The sequence below is a fragment of the Geodermatophilus sabuli genome (genome assembly GCF_900215145.1).
In the GTDB taxonomy this organism is placed as follows: domain Bacteria; phylum Actinomycetota; class Actinomycetes; order Mycobacteriales; family Geodermatophilaceae; genus Geodermatophilus; species Geodermatophilus sabuli.
The window spans coordinates 141,641-157,202 of sequence record NZ_OBDO01000006.1 but is presented as its reverse complement, the minus strand read 5'-3'; the positions used below and the strand labels follow the sequence as shown (position 1 = coordinate 157,202).

Below are 15,562 nucleotides of genomic sequence, written 5' to 3'. Positions count from 1 at the left end.
ACCCTCCGGGAAACCGGTGCTTGACACACCTCCCGGCCATCGCCACCATTCCGCTACCAAAACGCTTTGGCATGTCCTGCGCCACATCCTCGGAGCCCCGGCGTAGCGGGCGGCGCGGTCTCCGCAGGGTCCGCGCCCGTGGCCGACGTCCGCCTCGGCGCTCCGCTCCACCCCTGAACCGCCCGGCCGGCCGGCGACTGCCTGCCCTCGGCCGGCGAGAACCTGGAGGTACCCGTGCACGACCCCGACGCCCGGACCGAGGCCGCGAACCGCGACGCGGTGCAGCGGCTCTTCAACGGGCAGCCCCGGCTGGTGGACGTCCGGCCGGCGATCGACGCGCTCCCCGGGATGACCAGGGACACCGTCCTCACGTCCGGCCCGCCGCTCCCCTGGTCCGAGTACACCGGCGGGCAGCGCCAGGCCATCCTCGGCGGCGTCGTCTACGAGGGGCTCGCCCCCGATCTGGAGGGGGCCGAGAAGGCCCTCGCCAACGGCGACGTCCGGGTGGCCGGCTGCCACGACTTCGCCACCGTCGGCTCGCTGGCCGGCGTCACCACCGCCTCGATGCCGGTGCTCGTCGTCGAGGACCGCAACAGCGGCCACCGCGGGCACTGCACGCTCTTCGAGGGCGAGACCAAGGCCCGGCTCAACTACGGGCTCTACGACCAGGACGTCCAGCAGAACCTCGAGTTCCTGGCCGACGTGATCGGCCCGACGCTGGGCGAGGTCGTCCGGTCCGTTGAGGGCGGCATCCCGCTGCGGCCGCTGATCGAGCGGGCCCTGCGGCAGGGCGACGAACTGCACAGCCGGAACACGGCCGCGTCGCTGCTGTTCCTGCGCGAGATCGTGCCGGCCCTGCTCGACCTGGCGTCACCCCACGCACGTGCGCTCACCGACTACATGACCTCGGGGGACTACTTCTTCCTGCGCCTGTCGATGGCCGCGTCGAAGTCGACGGCCGACCGCGCCTACGACGTCCCGGGCTCCTCCGTCGTCACCGCGATGGCGTTCTCCTGTCGGGAGTTCGGCATCCGGGTGGCCGGCCTCGGGTCGCGCTGGTTCCGCGGCCCGCTGCCCACCCCGGAGACCCACCGACTCTTCCCCGGGTTCACCGCCGACGACATCGAGGTCATGGGCGGCGAGAGCCCGATCACCGAGGTCAACGGCCTGGGCGGGCTGGCCCAGGCCGCGGCGTTCCCGCTGCAGGCCTACCAGGGCGGCACGCCCCAACGGATGGTCGAACGCAACCTCGAGATGTACGAGATCACGGTCGCCGAGCACCCGACGTTCCGCATCCCGTTCCTGGAGTACCGCGGCACTCCGGCCGGCATCGACGCCCGGCGTGTGGCCGCCACCGGGATCACCCCGGTCATGGACGTCGGCATCGCCGGGCGGGCCGGCGGTCAGATCGGTGCCGGCTGCTTCCGCGCGCCGCTCCAGCCCTTCCTGGATGCCGCCGCGGCCCTCGACGCCACTGCCTGACCCTGCACCCCATCCACTCCCCCGCACATCTGCGCGGGGCACCGACAGGAGGAACCACATGGACACCGTCAACGAGATCAGCGACGAGAACCGCAGGCTCGCCGGGGAACTGGCCGGGCAGGGCGTCAAGTACGCCCTCGCCAGCTGGATCGACGTGCTGGGCCGGCCGAAGTCCAAGACGGTCCCGATCGACCACCTGCCCAACCTGCTGGCCGGGTCGGAGCGGTACACCCCGCGCGGGATGGGCGGCATCGGGGTCATGGACCCGGTCGAGGACGAGGTCGCCGGCATCCCGGACCCCTCCAGCCTGAAGATCCTCCCCTGGGACCGGCGGGTTGCCTGGATGGTCGCGGACATGTCCTGGGGCGGCCGGGAGCCGTACGCGCTCTGCCCGCGCTCGATCCTCAAGAAGCAGGTCGCGGCGGCCGCCGAGCTGGGCTTCGTCGCCCAGCTCGGGGTGGAGCCAGAGTTCTACGTCTTCAAGCCGGAGTCGCTGCAGGAGGGCAGCCGCCAGCTGATCCCGATGGCGCAGAGCGGTGAGATCAAGCCGTCCCCCGCCTACGACGTCGAGACGACGGTCGACTCGCTGCCCTTCCTCGACAAGATGGCCAGCTACATGGCGGAGTTGGACTTCGGGCTGTTCAGCTTCGACGCCGAGGGCGGCGAGGGTCAGTACGAGTTCGACTTCGCGCACGCCCCCGTACTCGAGTCGGCCGACCGGCTGACGCTGTTCCGTTTCATGGCCCGGCAGGCGGCCAAGGAGTGCGGCCTGCTCGTGACCTTCATGCCAAAACCCTTTGCTGACCTCTGGGGTTCCGGCGCGCACTTCAACATGAGCCTCGAGGACGCCGACACCGAGAAGAACGTCTTCCGCGAGGGCACCGGCAACGAGGCCTGGACCAAGCTCGCCTACGCGTTCGTCGGCGGCATCCTCAAGCACGCCCGCGCGCTGACCGCCCTGGCCAACCCGACGACGAACTCCTACCGCCGGCTGGTCCCCCGACTGGCCGACGGCCAGATCTCGTGGGCCCCCACGAAGATCAGCTACGGCTACAACAACCGGTCCTGCATGCTGCGGCTGCCGGCCAACCGTCCGGCCGTCGAGAACCGCGCGGTGGACAGCGCGGCCAACACCTACCTGACGGCCGCCTTCATGCTCGCCGCCGGGCTGGACGGGATCCGCAACAACATCGACCCGGGCGAGGCACGCGACGACCTGTCCTACATGGCCCAGGTCGACAGCCTGCCGCGCAGCCTCCTGGAGGCAGTCGAGGCCTTCGAGGCCGACCCGCTCACCCACGAGGTGTTCCACCCCAACTTCATCCGCGAGTACGCCGAGATGAAGGTCGCCGAGTGGGACCGCGCCAACCTCGAGGTGACCGACCGCGAGCGCGCGGCCTACCTGCTGAACCTGTGACCGTCGTCGGCATCGTGGCGGGGTACGCGGACGGGGCACTCTCCCTCCTGCGGGCGTACGTCGACGCCGTGCTCGCCGCGGGCGGCACGCCGGTGGTGCTGCCCGCGGCCTTCGGGCCGGGCGACGACCGCCTGGAGGAGGCGCTGCGCCCGGTCGAGGCGCTCCTGCTCACCGGCGGCGGGGACATCTCCCCCGAGCGCTACGGCGCCCGGCCCAGCACCACGCTGGACCACGTCGACCCCGTGCGGGACGACATGGAGCTGCGGACGCTGGCGTGGGCCGAACGGGCCGGCGTCCGGGTCTGCGGCATCTGCCGGGGCGCGCAGCTCATGGCGGTGGCGCACGGCGGCAGCCTGTTCCAGGACCTGCCGGCAGCAGGCTTCGACGCGCACGTCGACGTCCAGCACGACCGGGGCTACGCGACGCTCCGGCACGGGCTCAAAGCCGAGCCGGAGACGCTGACCAGCGCCGTGCTCGGTGACCTGGACGAGGTCAACACCCACCACCACCAGGCGGTGCGCTCCCCGGGTGAGGGGCTGACCGCCACCGCGTGGAGCTCCGACGGCGTGATCGAGGCGATCGAGGGTCCCGGCCTGCTCGGCCTGCAGTGGCACCCCGAGACCCTCTGCGCCACCGATCCCCGGCACCTACGTCCCTTCCAGTAGCTCGTCAACGGAGAACAGGGGTTGCGCACGTGAACGGAGACAGCAGCACCGCAGCACCGCCCGCCGCCAAGGACCAGGTCGGCAGGATCGAGCGGTACGGCGTCGAGTACATCCCCGAGGGCGAGCGCCGATCCGGGCCGAAGAACATCCGGGCCATCCTCTTCGGCGGCAGTCTGACCTTCAGCCTGATCATCATCGGCTGGTTCCCCATCAGCTTCGGGCTCAGTTGGTGGCAGGCCGCGAGCGCCGTGGCGGTGGGGTCCGCGTTCGGCGCCGCTCTGCTGGCGCCGATGGGCCTGATGGGGCCCCGCACCGGCACCAACAACCCGGTCTCCAGCGGTGCCTACTTCGGCGTCGCCGGGCGGCTCATCGGCTCGTTCCTGGAGGCGACGGCGTCGCTCGCCTTCGCCGCGCTCAGCATCTGGACCGGTGGCGACGCGCTGGCCGGCGCGCTGCAGGCCTTCTTCGGGATCGAGGACGACACCGTGCCGCGGCTGGTGGCCTACGGCGTCCTGTCGGTGATCGTCACGGTCGTGTCGATCCTCGGGCACGCCAACATGGTCGCCGCGCAGCGGTTCATGCTCCCCACGGCCGGCCTGGTCATGGTGGTCGGCCTGGTCGTGTACGGGCGCGACTTCGACGCCTCCTACGCCGGGACAGGGGAATACGCGCTCGGCTCGGCCGCGGCCACCTGGGTGCTCTCGGCGTTGATCTGCGGCTCGACCGTCGCCTCGTACGGCGCCTACGCCGGCGACTGGACCCGGCACATCTCCACGAAGCTGCACACCAACGGGTCCATCGTGCGGTCGCTGTTCCTGGGCGGCCTGTTCGGGATGGGCGGCCCGTTCATGTGGGGCACCTTCACCTCGGCGGCCATGTTCTCCGCCGGCACCGCGGACGCCGGGACGCCGTACGTGCTCGCCCTCGTCGACGCCGCTCCGCTGTGGTTCGTGCCGGGCCTGATCTACATGGGTCTGGCCTCGGGGACGGCGCAGGCGGTGATCAACACCTACGGCACCGGCCTGGACACCTCGGCGATCATCCCGAAGCTCAACCGGGTCCAAGCCACCCTGCTGGCCTGCGTCCTGGCCACGGCGCTGGTGTACATCGGCGAGTTCAGTCAGGGCATCGAGGACGGCGTCAGCGTGTTCCTCACCCTGCTGGCCAGCTTCTCCATCCCGTGGATCGTGATGGTGACGATCGGCCACCTGCGCCGGAAGGGCTGGTACGACGTCGACGCCCTGCAGGTGTTCAACCGGGGCGAGAAGGGCGGTATCTACTGGTTCCGGCACGGGTTCCACCTGCCGGCCATGACGGTGTGGGGGCTGTCCACCACGACGGGGCTGTTCTTCTCCGCCAACACCTGGTTCGTCGGCCCCGGCGCCGACCTGCTCGGGGGCATCGACGTCGGCTTCCTGGTCGCCGGGATGGTCGCCGCGGTGCTCTACCCGCTCGCGCTCCGGCTGTTCCCGGAACCGCCGGAGGTGTTCGGCCCGTCGGACGACTCGTCCGCCGGCCCCGCAGCCTGGCCGCAGCCGGCGAGCGAGACGGAGCTGGTGTGATCGGCTCCGCCCCGGCCGGCCCAGCCGCGCGGCCGTCCGCGCGGCTGGGCCGGCTCCGTCCCGGGACGCCGCGGTGAGGGGCCTCGTCCTCAAGGCGAGCCCGCGGCGCGACGGCAACTCGGCCCTGCTCGCCGACGCCGCGGCCGCCGGTGTCCGGGAGGCCGGGCACGAGGTCACCGTCCTGCACCTGGACGACTTCGTGGAGGGGATGCTGCGCGACTGCCGTACCTGCCGGCACGATGACGGCGCCTGCGGCATCCCCGACGGCTACGAGCGGCTGCTGACCGAGCACCTGGTCCCCGCCGACGCCCTCGTGCTGGCGACCCCTCTCTACTGGTACGGGATGAGCGCGCGGCTCAAGAGCACGGTGGACCGGCTCTTCTGCTTCATGTCCGAGGACCATCCGGGCTCGGCCGCCGTGCTGGCCGGGCTGCCCGGCAAGCGGGTCGCCGTGCTCATCGCCTGCGAGGAGAGCTACCGCGGCGCGACGCTGGGCCTGCAGGGGCAGTTCCAGGAGCTGACCCGGTACCTCCGGCAGGACCTGGTCGGCGTCGTCGTCGGCATCGGCAACAGCCGCGGTGACGTCCGGCACGACCCCGGCGACCCGCTGCGCGCCGCCGCCGACCTGGGCCGGCGGCTGTTCGACCTCCGGATCACCGACTACCGGTTCGACACGCCTCGCGACAACGCCGTCTGGTCGGCCGGCTGACGCAGCGTCGAACCCCGCGCGCACAGCTCCACGGGGACGGCGACGTCGTGCGGGGCCGCCCGGGTGTCCTCGACGAGGTCGAGCAGAGCGCCGGCGGCCGCCCGGCCGATGTCGCGCGGGTTGAGGAACGTCCCGGTGACCTGCGGAGAGGTCAGCTGGAGCACCGAGCTGTCGACGGCGCTGCAGACCCCGAGCTCCTCGGGCACGCTCAGACCGCGTCGCTGCGCCTCGTGCAGCACGCCGAGCGCGAGGTCCTCGGAGCTGGCGTAGACGGCGTCGGGCCGGGGGTCGCGGTCGAGCAGCTCGCCCAGCGCCTCGGCGGCCGCGTTCTCGGTGGGCGGCTCGTCGACCCGGACCACGACCGGCTCGACCCCGCGGGCCGCCGTCCAGGCGGTGTAGGCCTCGAGCATGTCGGAGGTGTAGGACCGCGCGGTGCTCGTGATCATCAGCGCCGGGCGCCGGTACCCCTGCTCGGCGAGGTGGTCCAGCATCGCGCCGGCGGCCTCCCGGTGGTCGTTGTCCACGACTGCCACGACGGGTTCGACGAGCGTCGGCCGGCCGGTGGTCACCATGCGGCGGGGGTGGTGCCACCGCTCGGTGAACAGCGGCTCGTCACCGCGCGGGTCGACGATGATCACGCCGTCGACGGCGAACTCCTCGACCGTGGCGGCGTCGGCGTTCGGCGGGGTGAGGATGAGGGCGTACCCCCGCTCGGCGGCGGCGGCCGCGGCGCCGTTGAGCAGGTCGAGGAAGTAGTCCGACCGCGGGATCAGCGCGCTGGAGCTGGTGTCCCCCGTGAAGCAGGCGACCTGGACGGCCAGCGTGCGGCTGCGGCGGGTCACCAGTTGCTGGGCGTGGACGTTCGGCCGGTACGCCAGGTCGGCGACCGCCTGCTCCACCCGGCGACGCGTCGCCTCCGCGATCCGGCCGTTCCCGCTCAGCACATGGGACACCGTGGTGATCGACACGCCCGCCGCTTCCGCGACCTCACGAATCGTGGTCGGCACGCCGCCCCCATCTGTCCGGGGCCAAGCCCACTGGCGGCGAGCTTACTGTTCTGCCCACCGAGGACACGCCGTCCACCGGCTCAGGGGATCTCCCACTCGTAGGAGAACTTCTCGGTCTTCAGGATCAGCGACGTCTCGACGTCGGTGATCCCCTCCATCCGGCCGAGCACGTCCGTGGAGAACCGGACGACGTGCTCGTGGTCGGTGAAGAACGACTCCAGGATCAGGTCGTATCGCCCCGCCGAGACACCGCAGTAGCGCACCTCGGGCCGCTCGACCAATGCGTCGGCGACCTTCTGCAGCGCGTTCAGCTGGACCGAGATGCCCATGATCGCCGAGACCGTGAGCCCGGCGAGCCGGGGCGTCGGCACCGCGACGATCTGCACGAGGTCGGCCTCCAGCAGGGCCGCGAGCCGCTTGCGGACGGTTGTCTCGGTCACCCCGAGCCGGCGCGCGATCTCGGTGTTGCTGGTCCGGCCGTCGACCTGCAGGACGCGGAGGATCTCGCGATCGGTGTCGTCGATGGCCGTCGGGGGCAGGGCGCCGGGCACGACGCCGTCCGCGGGGCGGCCGTCGGACTCGGCCGGTGAGCTGCGACGGGGCATGGGCGAGAGCCTAGGAGTCCGGCCGGTTCCGTGCGGTCGCCCGACCGGTGGACCCGTCAGTAGATCTGCGTCTGCGTCAAGGCCTGGTAACGGGCCGGGTCGCGCCGGCGCAGCACGGTCGTGACCACCACGCCGACCGCGAAGGCGACCGGGAGGCAGGCCAGCAACAGCACGTTGACCCAGTCGGTCCGCCCGCTCAGCAGGTCGAAGTTGATGGCCACCAACCAGGTGGCGACCCCCAGGCCGACGAGGCTGGCCAGCGGGGCGGCCAGCGTCGCCCAGACCGACATCCCGTGCCCGGCCGCGTGCCGCCGGAAGTAGACGACGATCGCCACCGCGCACAGCGCCTGCAGCACGATGACCGCCAGGATGCCCGGTCCCACCATCAGCAGGAACAGCCCCAGGTAGGGATCGGCCCCGGCCAGAGCGAACAGCAGCACGACCACCACCGCGGCCGCCGCCTGGACCGCGCTGGCGACGTGCGGCGACCCGTGCCGCGGGTGCACCGACGCCAGCCCGACCCGGCAGCAGCCCCTCCCGGCCCAGCGTGAACAGGTAGCGGGAGGTCGTGTTGTGGAACGCGAGCGTCGAGGCGAACGCGCTGGTGATCAGCAGGAGCTCCATGACCACCGTCGCCCCGTGGCCCACGTACTGCTCGGTGGCGATGAAGAACAACTCGGTCGGGTTCTCCGACGCCGCCGCGACGATCCCCGACTCCCCGAAGGCGACCACGGCGATCCACGCCATGAACGTGTAGAACACGCCGAGGAAGCCGACGGCCAGGTAGGTCGCCCGGGGCACCGTGCGGGCCGGGTCCCGGGTCTCCTCCGCGTAGATGGCGGTGGACTCGAAACCGATGAAGGCGCCGAACACGACGGCGAACATGGCACCGGTGCCACCGCCGGCGAAGATCGCTGACGGGGAGAACGAGCCGAGGTCCAGCCCCTCCGGGCCGCCCTGGACGAGGACCGGGACGGCGAGGACGAGCAGGATCGCGACCTCGGCGAGCAGCGCGATGCCGAGCACCTTGGCCGACAGTGAGATGCGCCGGTGCCCGAGCACCGCGACGATCGCGATCGCGAACAGCGGGAAGACCGGCCAGGGCACGTCCACCCCGGTCAGCCGGCTGACCGTGCCGGCCGAGAACGACCCGAACGCCCCCAGCTGGCCGATCGCGATCACCGAGTACGCGCACAGCGCCAGCACGGCGGCGCCGCCACCCATCGGCCGGCCCAGGCTGCGCCCGATGTAGGAGTAGAACGCCCCGGGATTGCGGATCCGCAGCGCCATCCGGGTGAACCCGACGGCGAACAGCAGCAGCACCAGGGCGGCGACCAACTGGGCTCCCGGCGCGCCGACCCCGCCGATGAGGAAGGCCAGCGGGGCGAAGCCGGCCACGACCAGCATCTCCTGCGGATGCGACCGGGGGGCTGCGGACGGGCGTGGTGCTGCCGGCACGCGCCCGGCGGGGGGAATGGACCAGGCCCTCGCCGGGCGGTGCGCGGATGGTCGGCCCGGGTGGGCGGGTCAGCCCGCCCGGGCGGCTCGGTCAGGCGGGGACGTACCGGCGTCGGTAGGCGTCGGCCGCGTCGGTGAAGCAGTCCAGGTCCGGGCGCAGGACGCCGGCGCCGATCTGACCGCCGTCCTTGCCGGCCAGGCCGCCGTCGATGACCGGGACGACCCCGCTTCCCAGGACCGCGAAGACGTCGATGCCGATCGGGGAGCCGCGGAAGTCCAACGGTGGCAGCCGGAAGTCCGGGTGCTCCCCCACGGTGATCGCGTACATCGCCTCGTTGTTGGCGCGCATCGCCTCGCTGGTGCCGCCCTGATAGGCCTGCAGGGTGGGCGCGCAGGCCTGGGCGAAACCCCCCAGCCCGATCGTCTCCGTCACGCAGCTCTCCCCACCGATCCACTCGGCGTCGGCCGCGGTGAACCCGTCGAAGAACCGGCCCTCGAGGCGCGGGTGCGCCCCGCGGAACCACTCGTCCTCCAGCCCGCTGACCCGGATGCCGAAGTCGCGGCAGTTCAGCGCCATGCCGGTGAGCACGCTGCTGTACGGGATGCCGTGTGCGGCGTCAGCGGTGGCCTTGGCCGCCGCCATGCCGACCCGGAGGAAGGCGTACTCGTTGCGGCCGAGGAACTCGAAGACCGCACGGGCGGCCGCCGCGTGCTCCGTCGACTCCAGGTCGAGGAACGCCGGGGTCAGCTCCCGGGTGAGCAGGAGCGTGGCGGCGGTGTTGCGGCTGTGCAACTCGTCGCCCAGGCGCAGTGCCCGGGCCATGAGCGGCTTGAGCCGGATCGGGCCCGTGCGGCGCAGGCACTCGGCCAGCAGCGGACCCATCACCTGCTCCAGCCACCGCAGACCGCGGACGACCTCCTCGCTGTAGGACCCGTAGTTGAGCCGGTGCCGGCTCTCCCCCTCGTAGAGGTTGCAGAAGGCGGTGTTCCCGTGGGTCTCGTCGCGGACGACGAGCACCGGCATCGAGGCGGTGTAGATGCCGGCGACCGAGCCGATGCAGGCGTGCTGCTGCGTGCTGCGCACCCGGACCCGGCCGGCGGCGATGGCCTCCTCCGCGTCGGCCGGATCACCGGCGAGCCCCTCGTAGACGGTGGCGTAGAGGACCGCGCGGCGCTGACCGCCGGTGTACTCGTGCCACTCCAGGGGGGCGCCCGAGGTCAGGATCGTCGAGGCCGTCATGCCCGGCACGACCTCCCCGGCGGGTGCGACGTCCACCAGGACCGGCTCCGCACCGGTCAGCCGGGACAGCGTCTCCGCGTTGGCGGCGCGGCGGCGGTCCTCGACGTCGGCGGGCAGGTCCAGGGCAGCGGTCTGCGAGTCGATGCTCATCCGCGGCCTCAGATCCGCTGCAGGTAGGTGCGCGTCTCCCAGTCGGTGACGACCGACCGGTACTCGTGCGCCTCCTGCCGCTTGTAGGCCAGGTACGTGGCGTGGAAGGCGGGGCCGAACACGTCCTTGGCGACGTCGTCGGTCTCGAACTCGTCCAGCGCCTCGTCGAGGGTGGCCGGCAGGGCGAGGTCGCCGTACTGCGCCAGCTCCTCCTCGCTCAGCTTGTAGGTGTCGCGGTTGAGCGGCTCACCGGCGTCGAGCTGCCGCTTGATGCCGTCGAGCCCGGCGGCCAGGACCATCGCGATGCCCAGGTGGTAGTTCACCGCGCTGTCGGCGGTGCGGACCTCCAGGCAGTGCCGGTTGACCGGCATGCGGCACATCAGGGTGCGGTTGTTCTCGCCCCAGCCCCGGTGGACCGGCGCCCAGGAGATCTCGTCCATGTAGCCCTTGCTGGTGAAGCGCTTGTAGGAGTTCACCGTCGGGCAGATGACCGCGTTGATCGCGCCGGCGTGGGCCAGCACCCCGGCCACGAAGTGGCGGGAGAGGTCGCTGTAGGCCCGGGTGCCGTCGCCGGCGGCGAAGACGTTCTCGCCGGTGTCGACGTCGGCGAGGCTGATGTTGATGTGCGCCGCCGAGCCGAAGTCGTCCTGGAACGGCTTGGGCATGAAGGTGGCGATGCAGCCGTTCTCGCGCGCGACGTGCTTGGCCATCAACCGGAACAGCACCATCTGGTCGGCCATGGTCAGCGCGTCGGTGTAGTCGAAGTTGAACTCGTACTGGCCGTCGCCGCCCTCGTGGTCGAAGGAGTAGACGCCCCAGCCGAGGCCGTTCATGTGCTGGACCATCGGGCCCAGGAACGGCTCGGCCAGGACCGTGGCCTCCAGGTCGTAACCGCGCGTCTTGGCGTGCGCCCGGTCGCTGGCCACCAGCGGCTCCCAGCCGTCGGCGGTCTCCCGCACGACGTAGAACTCCGGCTCGATGCCGACGTTGGCGGTGAACCCGGCGGCTGCGGCGGCGTCCACCTGACGGACCAGCGCGTTGCGCGCGTCCTGCTCGTAGGGCACGCCGTCCAGGTGCAGCCGGGTGGGTACCAGGGCGAAGCGCTTGTCCCAGGGGAGGACGACGAGCCGGTCCAGGTCGGGCAGGCCCGCGCACTCGTCCTCGTGCGGGCCGAGGTCGCCCATGCCCTCCAGCGCCCCGACGGTGTAGAGCTCCGAGCCCTTGGCCATCGAGGGCAGCGACTGGACCGGCACGCACTTGCTCTTGGGCACGCCGTGGATGTCGGTGTACCAGCCGAAGACGTACTCGACGCCCTGCTCCATCAGCTGGTCGCGCAGCTCCTGCGCTTGTGTCATGAGTCACTCCTTGATCGGATTTCGTAGCAGCTTCGCAGGTTACGATCGAATGTCAACAGCTAAGGCTGTATCAGTTGCGGAGTTTCGATCGGTACAGCGCGGTCGCCGGAGCGCCCCCACGACCGGTCCCCGGGCATGCCACAGCCGTGGCCGGCCCCTCGGGCCGGCCACGGAGTGGCGCGCTCGGAGAGCGGGTCAGGAAGCGGCGTTCGGCGTGAGGACGGCGCGGCCGCGGACCCGGCCGCTGTCCAGGTCGTCGAGGGCCGAGACGGCGTCCTCCAGGGCGTAGCGCTTGGTCTCGAGCTTCACCCGGTCGCGGACCACCAGGGCCATCAGCTCGGAGAGGTCGGCGTAGTTGCCGACCATGGTGCTGACGACGGTCGCCTCCTTGAGGATCAGTTCCATCGACGCCAGGCCCAGCTGGGCGCCGTAGCCGACGATCGAGTACGTGCCGCCTTGGCCCAGCATCGAGACGGCCTGCTGAGGGGTGTCGCCCTCGACCACGAAGTCGAGGACCACGTTCGCGCCGGCTCCGCCGGTGAGCTCCGCGACCCCCGCCGCGGCGTCCTCGACGCCGAAGACGGCCTCGGCGCCCACCTTGGCGGCCAGGTCACGGCCGAGCTCGCTCTTGTCGACGGCGACGACCCGGGCCGGCGTCATCTCGTTCAGCAACTGGACGCCGATGTGCCCGAGGCCGCCACCCGCGCCGAGCACGACGACCGTCTGCCCCGGCTGGAGGATCTTCGAGGCCTTGCGGACCGCGCGGTAGGCGGTCAGCCCGGCGTCCGCGTAGGGGGCCACGTCGATCGGATCGATCTCCTGCGGCAGCACGACCAGCGCCCGCTCCGACGTCCGCATGTACTCGGCGTAGCCGCCGTCGGCGTTGACGCCGGTGAACATGCCGGCCACGCAGTACATGTCCTCACCGCGCCGGCAGCCGGCGCAGACGCCGCAGGTGGCCAGCGGGTGGCAGATGACGGTGTCACCGACCTCCACGCTGGTGACCGATTCCCCGACGGCCTGGACCCAGCCGGCGTTCTCGTGCCCTAGGGCGAAGGGCAGTTCGGGGCCCATGACCTGCTCGAACCAACCGTCGCGCACATGCAGGTCGGTGCGGCACACCCCGGCGCCACCGATCCGGACGATGACGTCGTTCGGCCCCTGCAGGTCCGGCTGCGGGACGTCGTCGAGCCGGGGCATGGTGTGGTACTCGTGGAGCCGGACGGCCTTCATTGCTTCCTCCTGGGATGTGACAGGGGCCTCACCGTCCTCATCAGCGCCGCTCGTCGCAATTGGCCGAAAGGCCATGGCTGCGGCCTCCGCGGCCGCCCGGCCTGGAAAGACTGGCCTTTGCGCCAATGGACCGCGCACCACCGACCGCCCAGCATTCGGGGTGACGAGCTTCACACCCACGCGGAGGTCCCACCATGTCGTTGACGGAAGCCACGCCCCCGGCCGCGCCCATGCGTGGGGCCGAGCAGGTCGAGGGCCTGCTCGAGGTCCTGGCCGAGCGGGCCGCCCGTCCCCTCGAGGAGGCCCGCGCCCTGCCCGGAGCCTTCTACACCAACGAGGCGCTCTACGAGCTCGAGATCGAGAAGATCTGGCGCCAGTCCTGGATCCGCGTCGGCCGCGTGGAGGAGCTGGCCCAGCCCGGTGACTTCATCAAGCGCGACATCGCCGGCGAGCCGATCCTGATCACCCGCGGCGCCGACGGTGAGATCCGGGCGCTGTCCCGGGTGTGCCAGCACCGGTTCATGGACGTCCTCGCCGAGTGCGAGGGGCAGAAGGGCAACGCGGAGACCTTCGCCTGCCCCTACCACAAGTGGACCTACGGGCTGGACGGCAAGCTGCAGGGCGCGGCCCACATGAACAAGAGCAACCTGTATCAGCGGACGAAGGACGACATCGCGCTGCCGACCTTCACGACCGCCGTCTGGCAGGGCTTCGTCTTCGTCAACCTGGACGCCGATCCCGCCCCGCTGAGCGACCTGACCGACCAGATCGAGCCGCGCCTGGGCAACTACGACATCAGCGAGTGGCGGCTGGCCGACCGCATCATCTGGGGTGAGGTGGAGGCCAACTGGAAGATCGGGATGGAGAACGGCCGGGAGGCCTACCACCACATCGGCACGCACCTGAACTCGCTCGAGGCGATGTGGCCGGCCCACATGGTCGACTTCGACGAGGTCGCGAGCAGCGACTTCTTCTTCGCCCGGATGTTCGTCTCCCCGGAGGCGGCCGGCGGGCAGGAGGACGGCCACCACCTCCAGCCGCTGCTACTGCCCGGGGCGCCGAACCTGACGGCCTACGAGCGGTCGTTCGTCACCGTGGCCGGGCTCTATCCGGGCTTCATCCTCGTCCCCGGCCCGGACGCCACGCTGACCATCACCTTCCTGCCGACCGGCCCGACGTCGCACTACGCGGAACTGGACATCCTGGTCCACGAGTCCGCCCTGTCGGACCCGGAGCTGACGGAGAAGGTCGCGGAGTACCGGGAGTGGCTCACCAGCGTCAATGGTGAGGACGCCAAGGCCCAGGCGGACGTCCAAATCGCGCTGACCACCCGGACCAACGTCGACGGCGGTCCGCTGTCGCACCTGGAGGTGGCCGTCCAGACCTTCCAGCGGTACCTGGCCAAGAAGCTGGTCGACTGACCGGCGCGACCGCCCCGCGGCCCGCCGCGTCCCCCGAGCCCCGAGCTCGGGGGACGCGGCGGGCCTGCGTCGTGCCGGGGCCCACCCCGCGCGGCTGGGTCGGTACGGATCGCCTCACCGGCACGTGAATTCCAGTCGAATTCCTGTACCTCGGGTCGAAAGAAGAGCACCATGCGGTCGCCCGGTGCTCACCCATCCGACGGGAGGTCGCTCATGGCCGGCATGCCGCCCTGGCAGGGCATCCCGCTCAGCAGTGAGGCCGTCGAGGTCGTCTCGCAGGTCGCGGGGATCGTCACCTCCAGCACCTCGGTCGAGGAGCGCATGGAGGAGGTGCTCGACCAGCTCCGGCGGGTCTTCCCCTTCGACGCCGGCATCGTGACCAGTTCGACCACCACGCCGTCGGGCTCCCGGACACCGATCGTGTCTCGGGGCTACGACGACGCCTTCGTCGAGTACCTGCTCAGCCCCGAGTGGCAGGCCGAGCTCATCGAGCCCTTCGGCATGCCGCGCACAGGGTGGCCGCTGCGGGAGCGGGACCTGCCGGTCGACCCGATGACCGTCCGGGGGATCGCCGAGTACGGCCGCGCCCAGGGGCTCTACGAGGGCATGGTGAGCGCCCTCCACACGCCGGACGGCCGGCACACCGGCTTCCTCATGCTCTCCGGGTCCAGCGAGGAGTCCCCGTCTGATGAGGCGTGCGCGGTGGTCGGGCGGCTGTCCCTGGCGCTGGCGAACATGGTCGACCCGCTGCAGTCGGCACGGGTCCTGGCCACGACCCTCGAGGCCGACGCCACGTCGGTGGCCGTCCGGCCCGACGGGACCGTCGTCCCGCTGCACGTGCCCGGGGGGACCGACTCCCCCGTGCTGGCCCTCCCCGTCCCGGAGATCGTCGCACGCGTGCTGCCCCGGGGCCGGTGGACCGCCTCGTTCCTGTGGCCCCGCGACGGCGGCTGGTACGCCTGCCAGGCCTTCCGCTGCCGGGACGGCGTCGCCGTCCTCGCCGTCCGGGACGCCGGTCGGATGCACGACCTCACGCCCCGCGAGCTGGAGGTCCTCACCAGCCTCACCACCGGGGACTCCAACAGCGACATCGCCGACCAGCTGTCGGTGACCACCCGGACCGTGCGCGCCCACGTCGAGCACGTCATGGCCAAGCTGCGGGTCGGTTCGCGCTCGGCCGCGGTGTCCCGCGCCCTGGCCGAGGGGCTCATCCTCCCCCGCTGAGCGGGCCGCGGCGGTCGAAAACCGATCCTCGACC

The 15,562-nt window shown here is 71.6% G+C and carries 13 protein-coding genes and 1 pseudogene; 7 read left to right on the top strand and 7 right to left on the bottom strand.

Annotated features, from left to right (window positions below; translation table 11 throughout):
* Window positions 1–234 precede the first annotated feature (234 nt).
* The 5 genes from CRP39_RS14970 (at window position 235) to CRP39_RS14950 (ending at window position 5,835) form a co-directional block, all read left to right on the top strand.
* Window positions 235–1,482: a YlbE family protein gene (locus tag CRP39_RS14970; protein WP_216359748.1), complete on the top strand. Its 1,248-nt coding sequence runs from the start codon at window positions 235–237 to the stop codon at window positions 1,480–1,482.
* Between the two features lie 58 nt (window positions 1,483–1,540).
* Window positions 1,541–2,899, top strand: a complete 1,359-nt coding sequence (locus tag CRP39_RS14965; protein ID WP_097207179.1) for a glutamine synthetase family protein — start codon at window positions 1,541–1,543, stop codon at window positions 2,897–2,899.
* A complete protein-coding gene (locus CRP39_RS14960; RefSeq protein WP_172442454.1) occupies window positions 2,896–3,564 on the top strand; it encodes a gamma-glutamyl-gamma-aminobutyrate hydrolase family protein in 669 nt (222 codons plus the stop codon). The genes CRP39_RS14965 and CRP39_RS14960 overlap by 4 nt, the downstream gene beginning before the upstream one ends.
* A gap of 29 nt (window positions 3,565–3,593) precedes the next feature.
* A complete protein-coding gene (locus CRP39_RS14955) occupies window positions 3,594–5,126 on the top strand; it encodes a purine-cytosine permease family protein (RefSeq protein WP_172442453.1) in 1,533 nt (510 codons plus the stop codon).
* Between the two features lie 73 nt (window positions 5,127–5,199).
* Complete coding sequence (locus tag CRP39_RS14950) at window positions 5,200–5,835, top strand: flavodoxin family protein (protein ID WP_097207176.1); 636 nt, start codon at window positions 5,200–5,202, stop codon at window positions 5,833–5,835.
* Here the strand turns inward: CRP39_RS14950 and CRP39_RS14945 are convergent.
* From CRP39_RS14945 to CRP39_RS14925, 7 genes and pseudogenes are all read right to left on the bottom strand, one after another.
* On the bottom strand, window positions 5,787–6,842 hold the full coding sequence (locus CRP39_RS14945) for a LacI family DNA-binding transcriptional regulator (protein WP_097207175.1): 1,056 nt from the start codon (window positions 6,840–6,842) through the stop codon (window positions 5,787–5,789). The genes CRP39_RS14950 and CRP39_RS14945 overlap by 49 nt on opposite strands.
* A gap of 80 nt (window positions 6,843–6,922) precedes the next feature.
* Window positions 6,923–7,447, bottom strand: a complete 525-nt coding sequence (locus tag CRP39_RS27675) for an Lrp/AsnC family transcriptional regulator (protein WP_245853889.1) — start codon at window positions 7,445–7,447, stop codon at window positions 6,923–6,925.
* 56 nt (window positions 7,448–7,503) lie between these two features.
* On the bottom strand, window positions 7,504–7,953 hold the full coding sequence (locus CRP39_RS27670) for a hypothetical protein (protein ID WP_245853888.1): 450 nt from the start codon (window positions 7,951–7,953) through the stop codon (window positions 7,504–7,506).
* Window positions 7,954–8,020: 67 nt separating this feature from the next.
* Window positions 8,021–8,854 (bottom strand): annotated as a pseudogene (locus CRP39_RS28365) (APC family permease); the annotation flags it as partial.
* Between the two features lie 142 nt (window positions 8,855–8,996).
* Window positions 8,997–10,295 carry a YlbE family protein gene (locus CRP39_RS14935; protein WP_097207173.1) on the bottom strand — a complete coding sequence of 433 codons (1,299 nt, stop codon included), beginning with the start codon at window positions 10,293–10,295 and terminating at the stop codon, window positions 8,997–8,999.
* Window positions 10,296–10,303: 8 nt separating this feature from the next.
* The gene (locus CRP39_RS14930; RefSeq protein ID WP_097207172.1) at window positions 10,304–11,650 is read right to left on the bottom strand and encodes a glutamine synthetase family protein; all 1,347 of its coding nucleotides are present in this window, start codon (window positions 11,648–11,650) and stop codon (window positions 10,304–10,306) included.
* A 195-nt stretch (window positions 11,651–11,845) separates the two neighbouring features.
* Window positions 11,846–12,883: an NAD(P)-dependent alcohol dehydrogenase gene (locus CRP39_RS14925; protein WP_097207171.1), complete on the bottom strand. Its 1,038-nt coding sequence runs from the start codon at window positions 12,881–12,883 to the stop codon at window positions 11,846–11,848.
* A gap of 194 nt (window positions 12,884–13,077) precedes the next feature.
* Between CRP39_RS14925 and CRP39_RS14920 the strand changes: the two genes are divergently transcribed.
* Both CRP39_RS14920 and CRP39_RS14915 read left to right on the top strand, forming a co-directional pair.
* Complete coding sequence (locus CRP39_RS14920; RefSeq protein WP_097207170.1) at window positions 13,078–14,304, top strand: aromatic ring-hydroxylating oxygenase subunit alpha; 1,227 nt, start codon at window positions 13,078–13,080, stop codon at window positions 14,302–14,304.
* Between the two features lie 213 nt (window positions 14,305–14,517).
* Entirely contained in the window at window positions 14,518–15,528 is a 1,011-nt protein-coding gene (locus CRP39_RS14915) for a helix-turn-helix transcriptional regulator (RefSeq protein ID WP_097207169.1), read from the top strand.
* The last annotated feature ends 34 nt before the right edge of the window (window positions 15,529–15,562 follow it).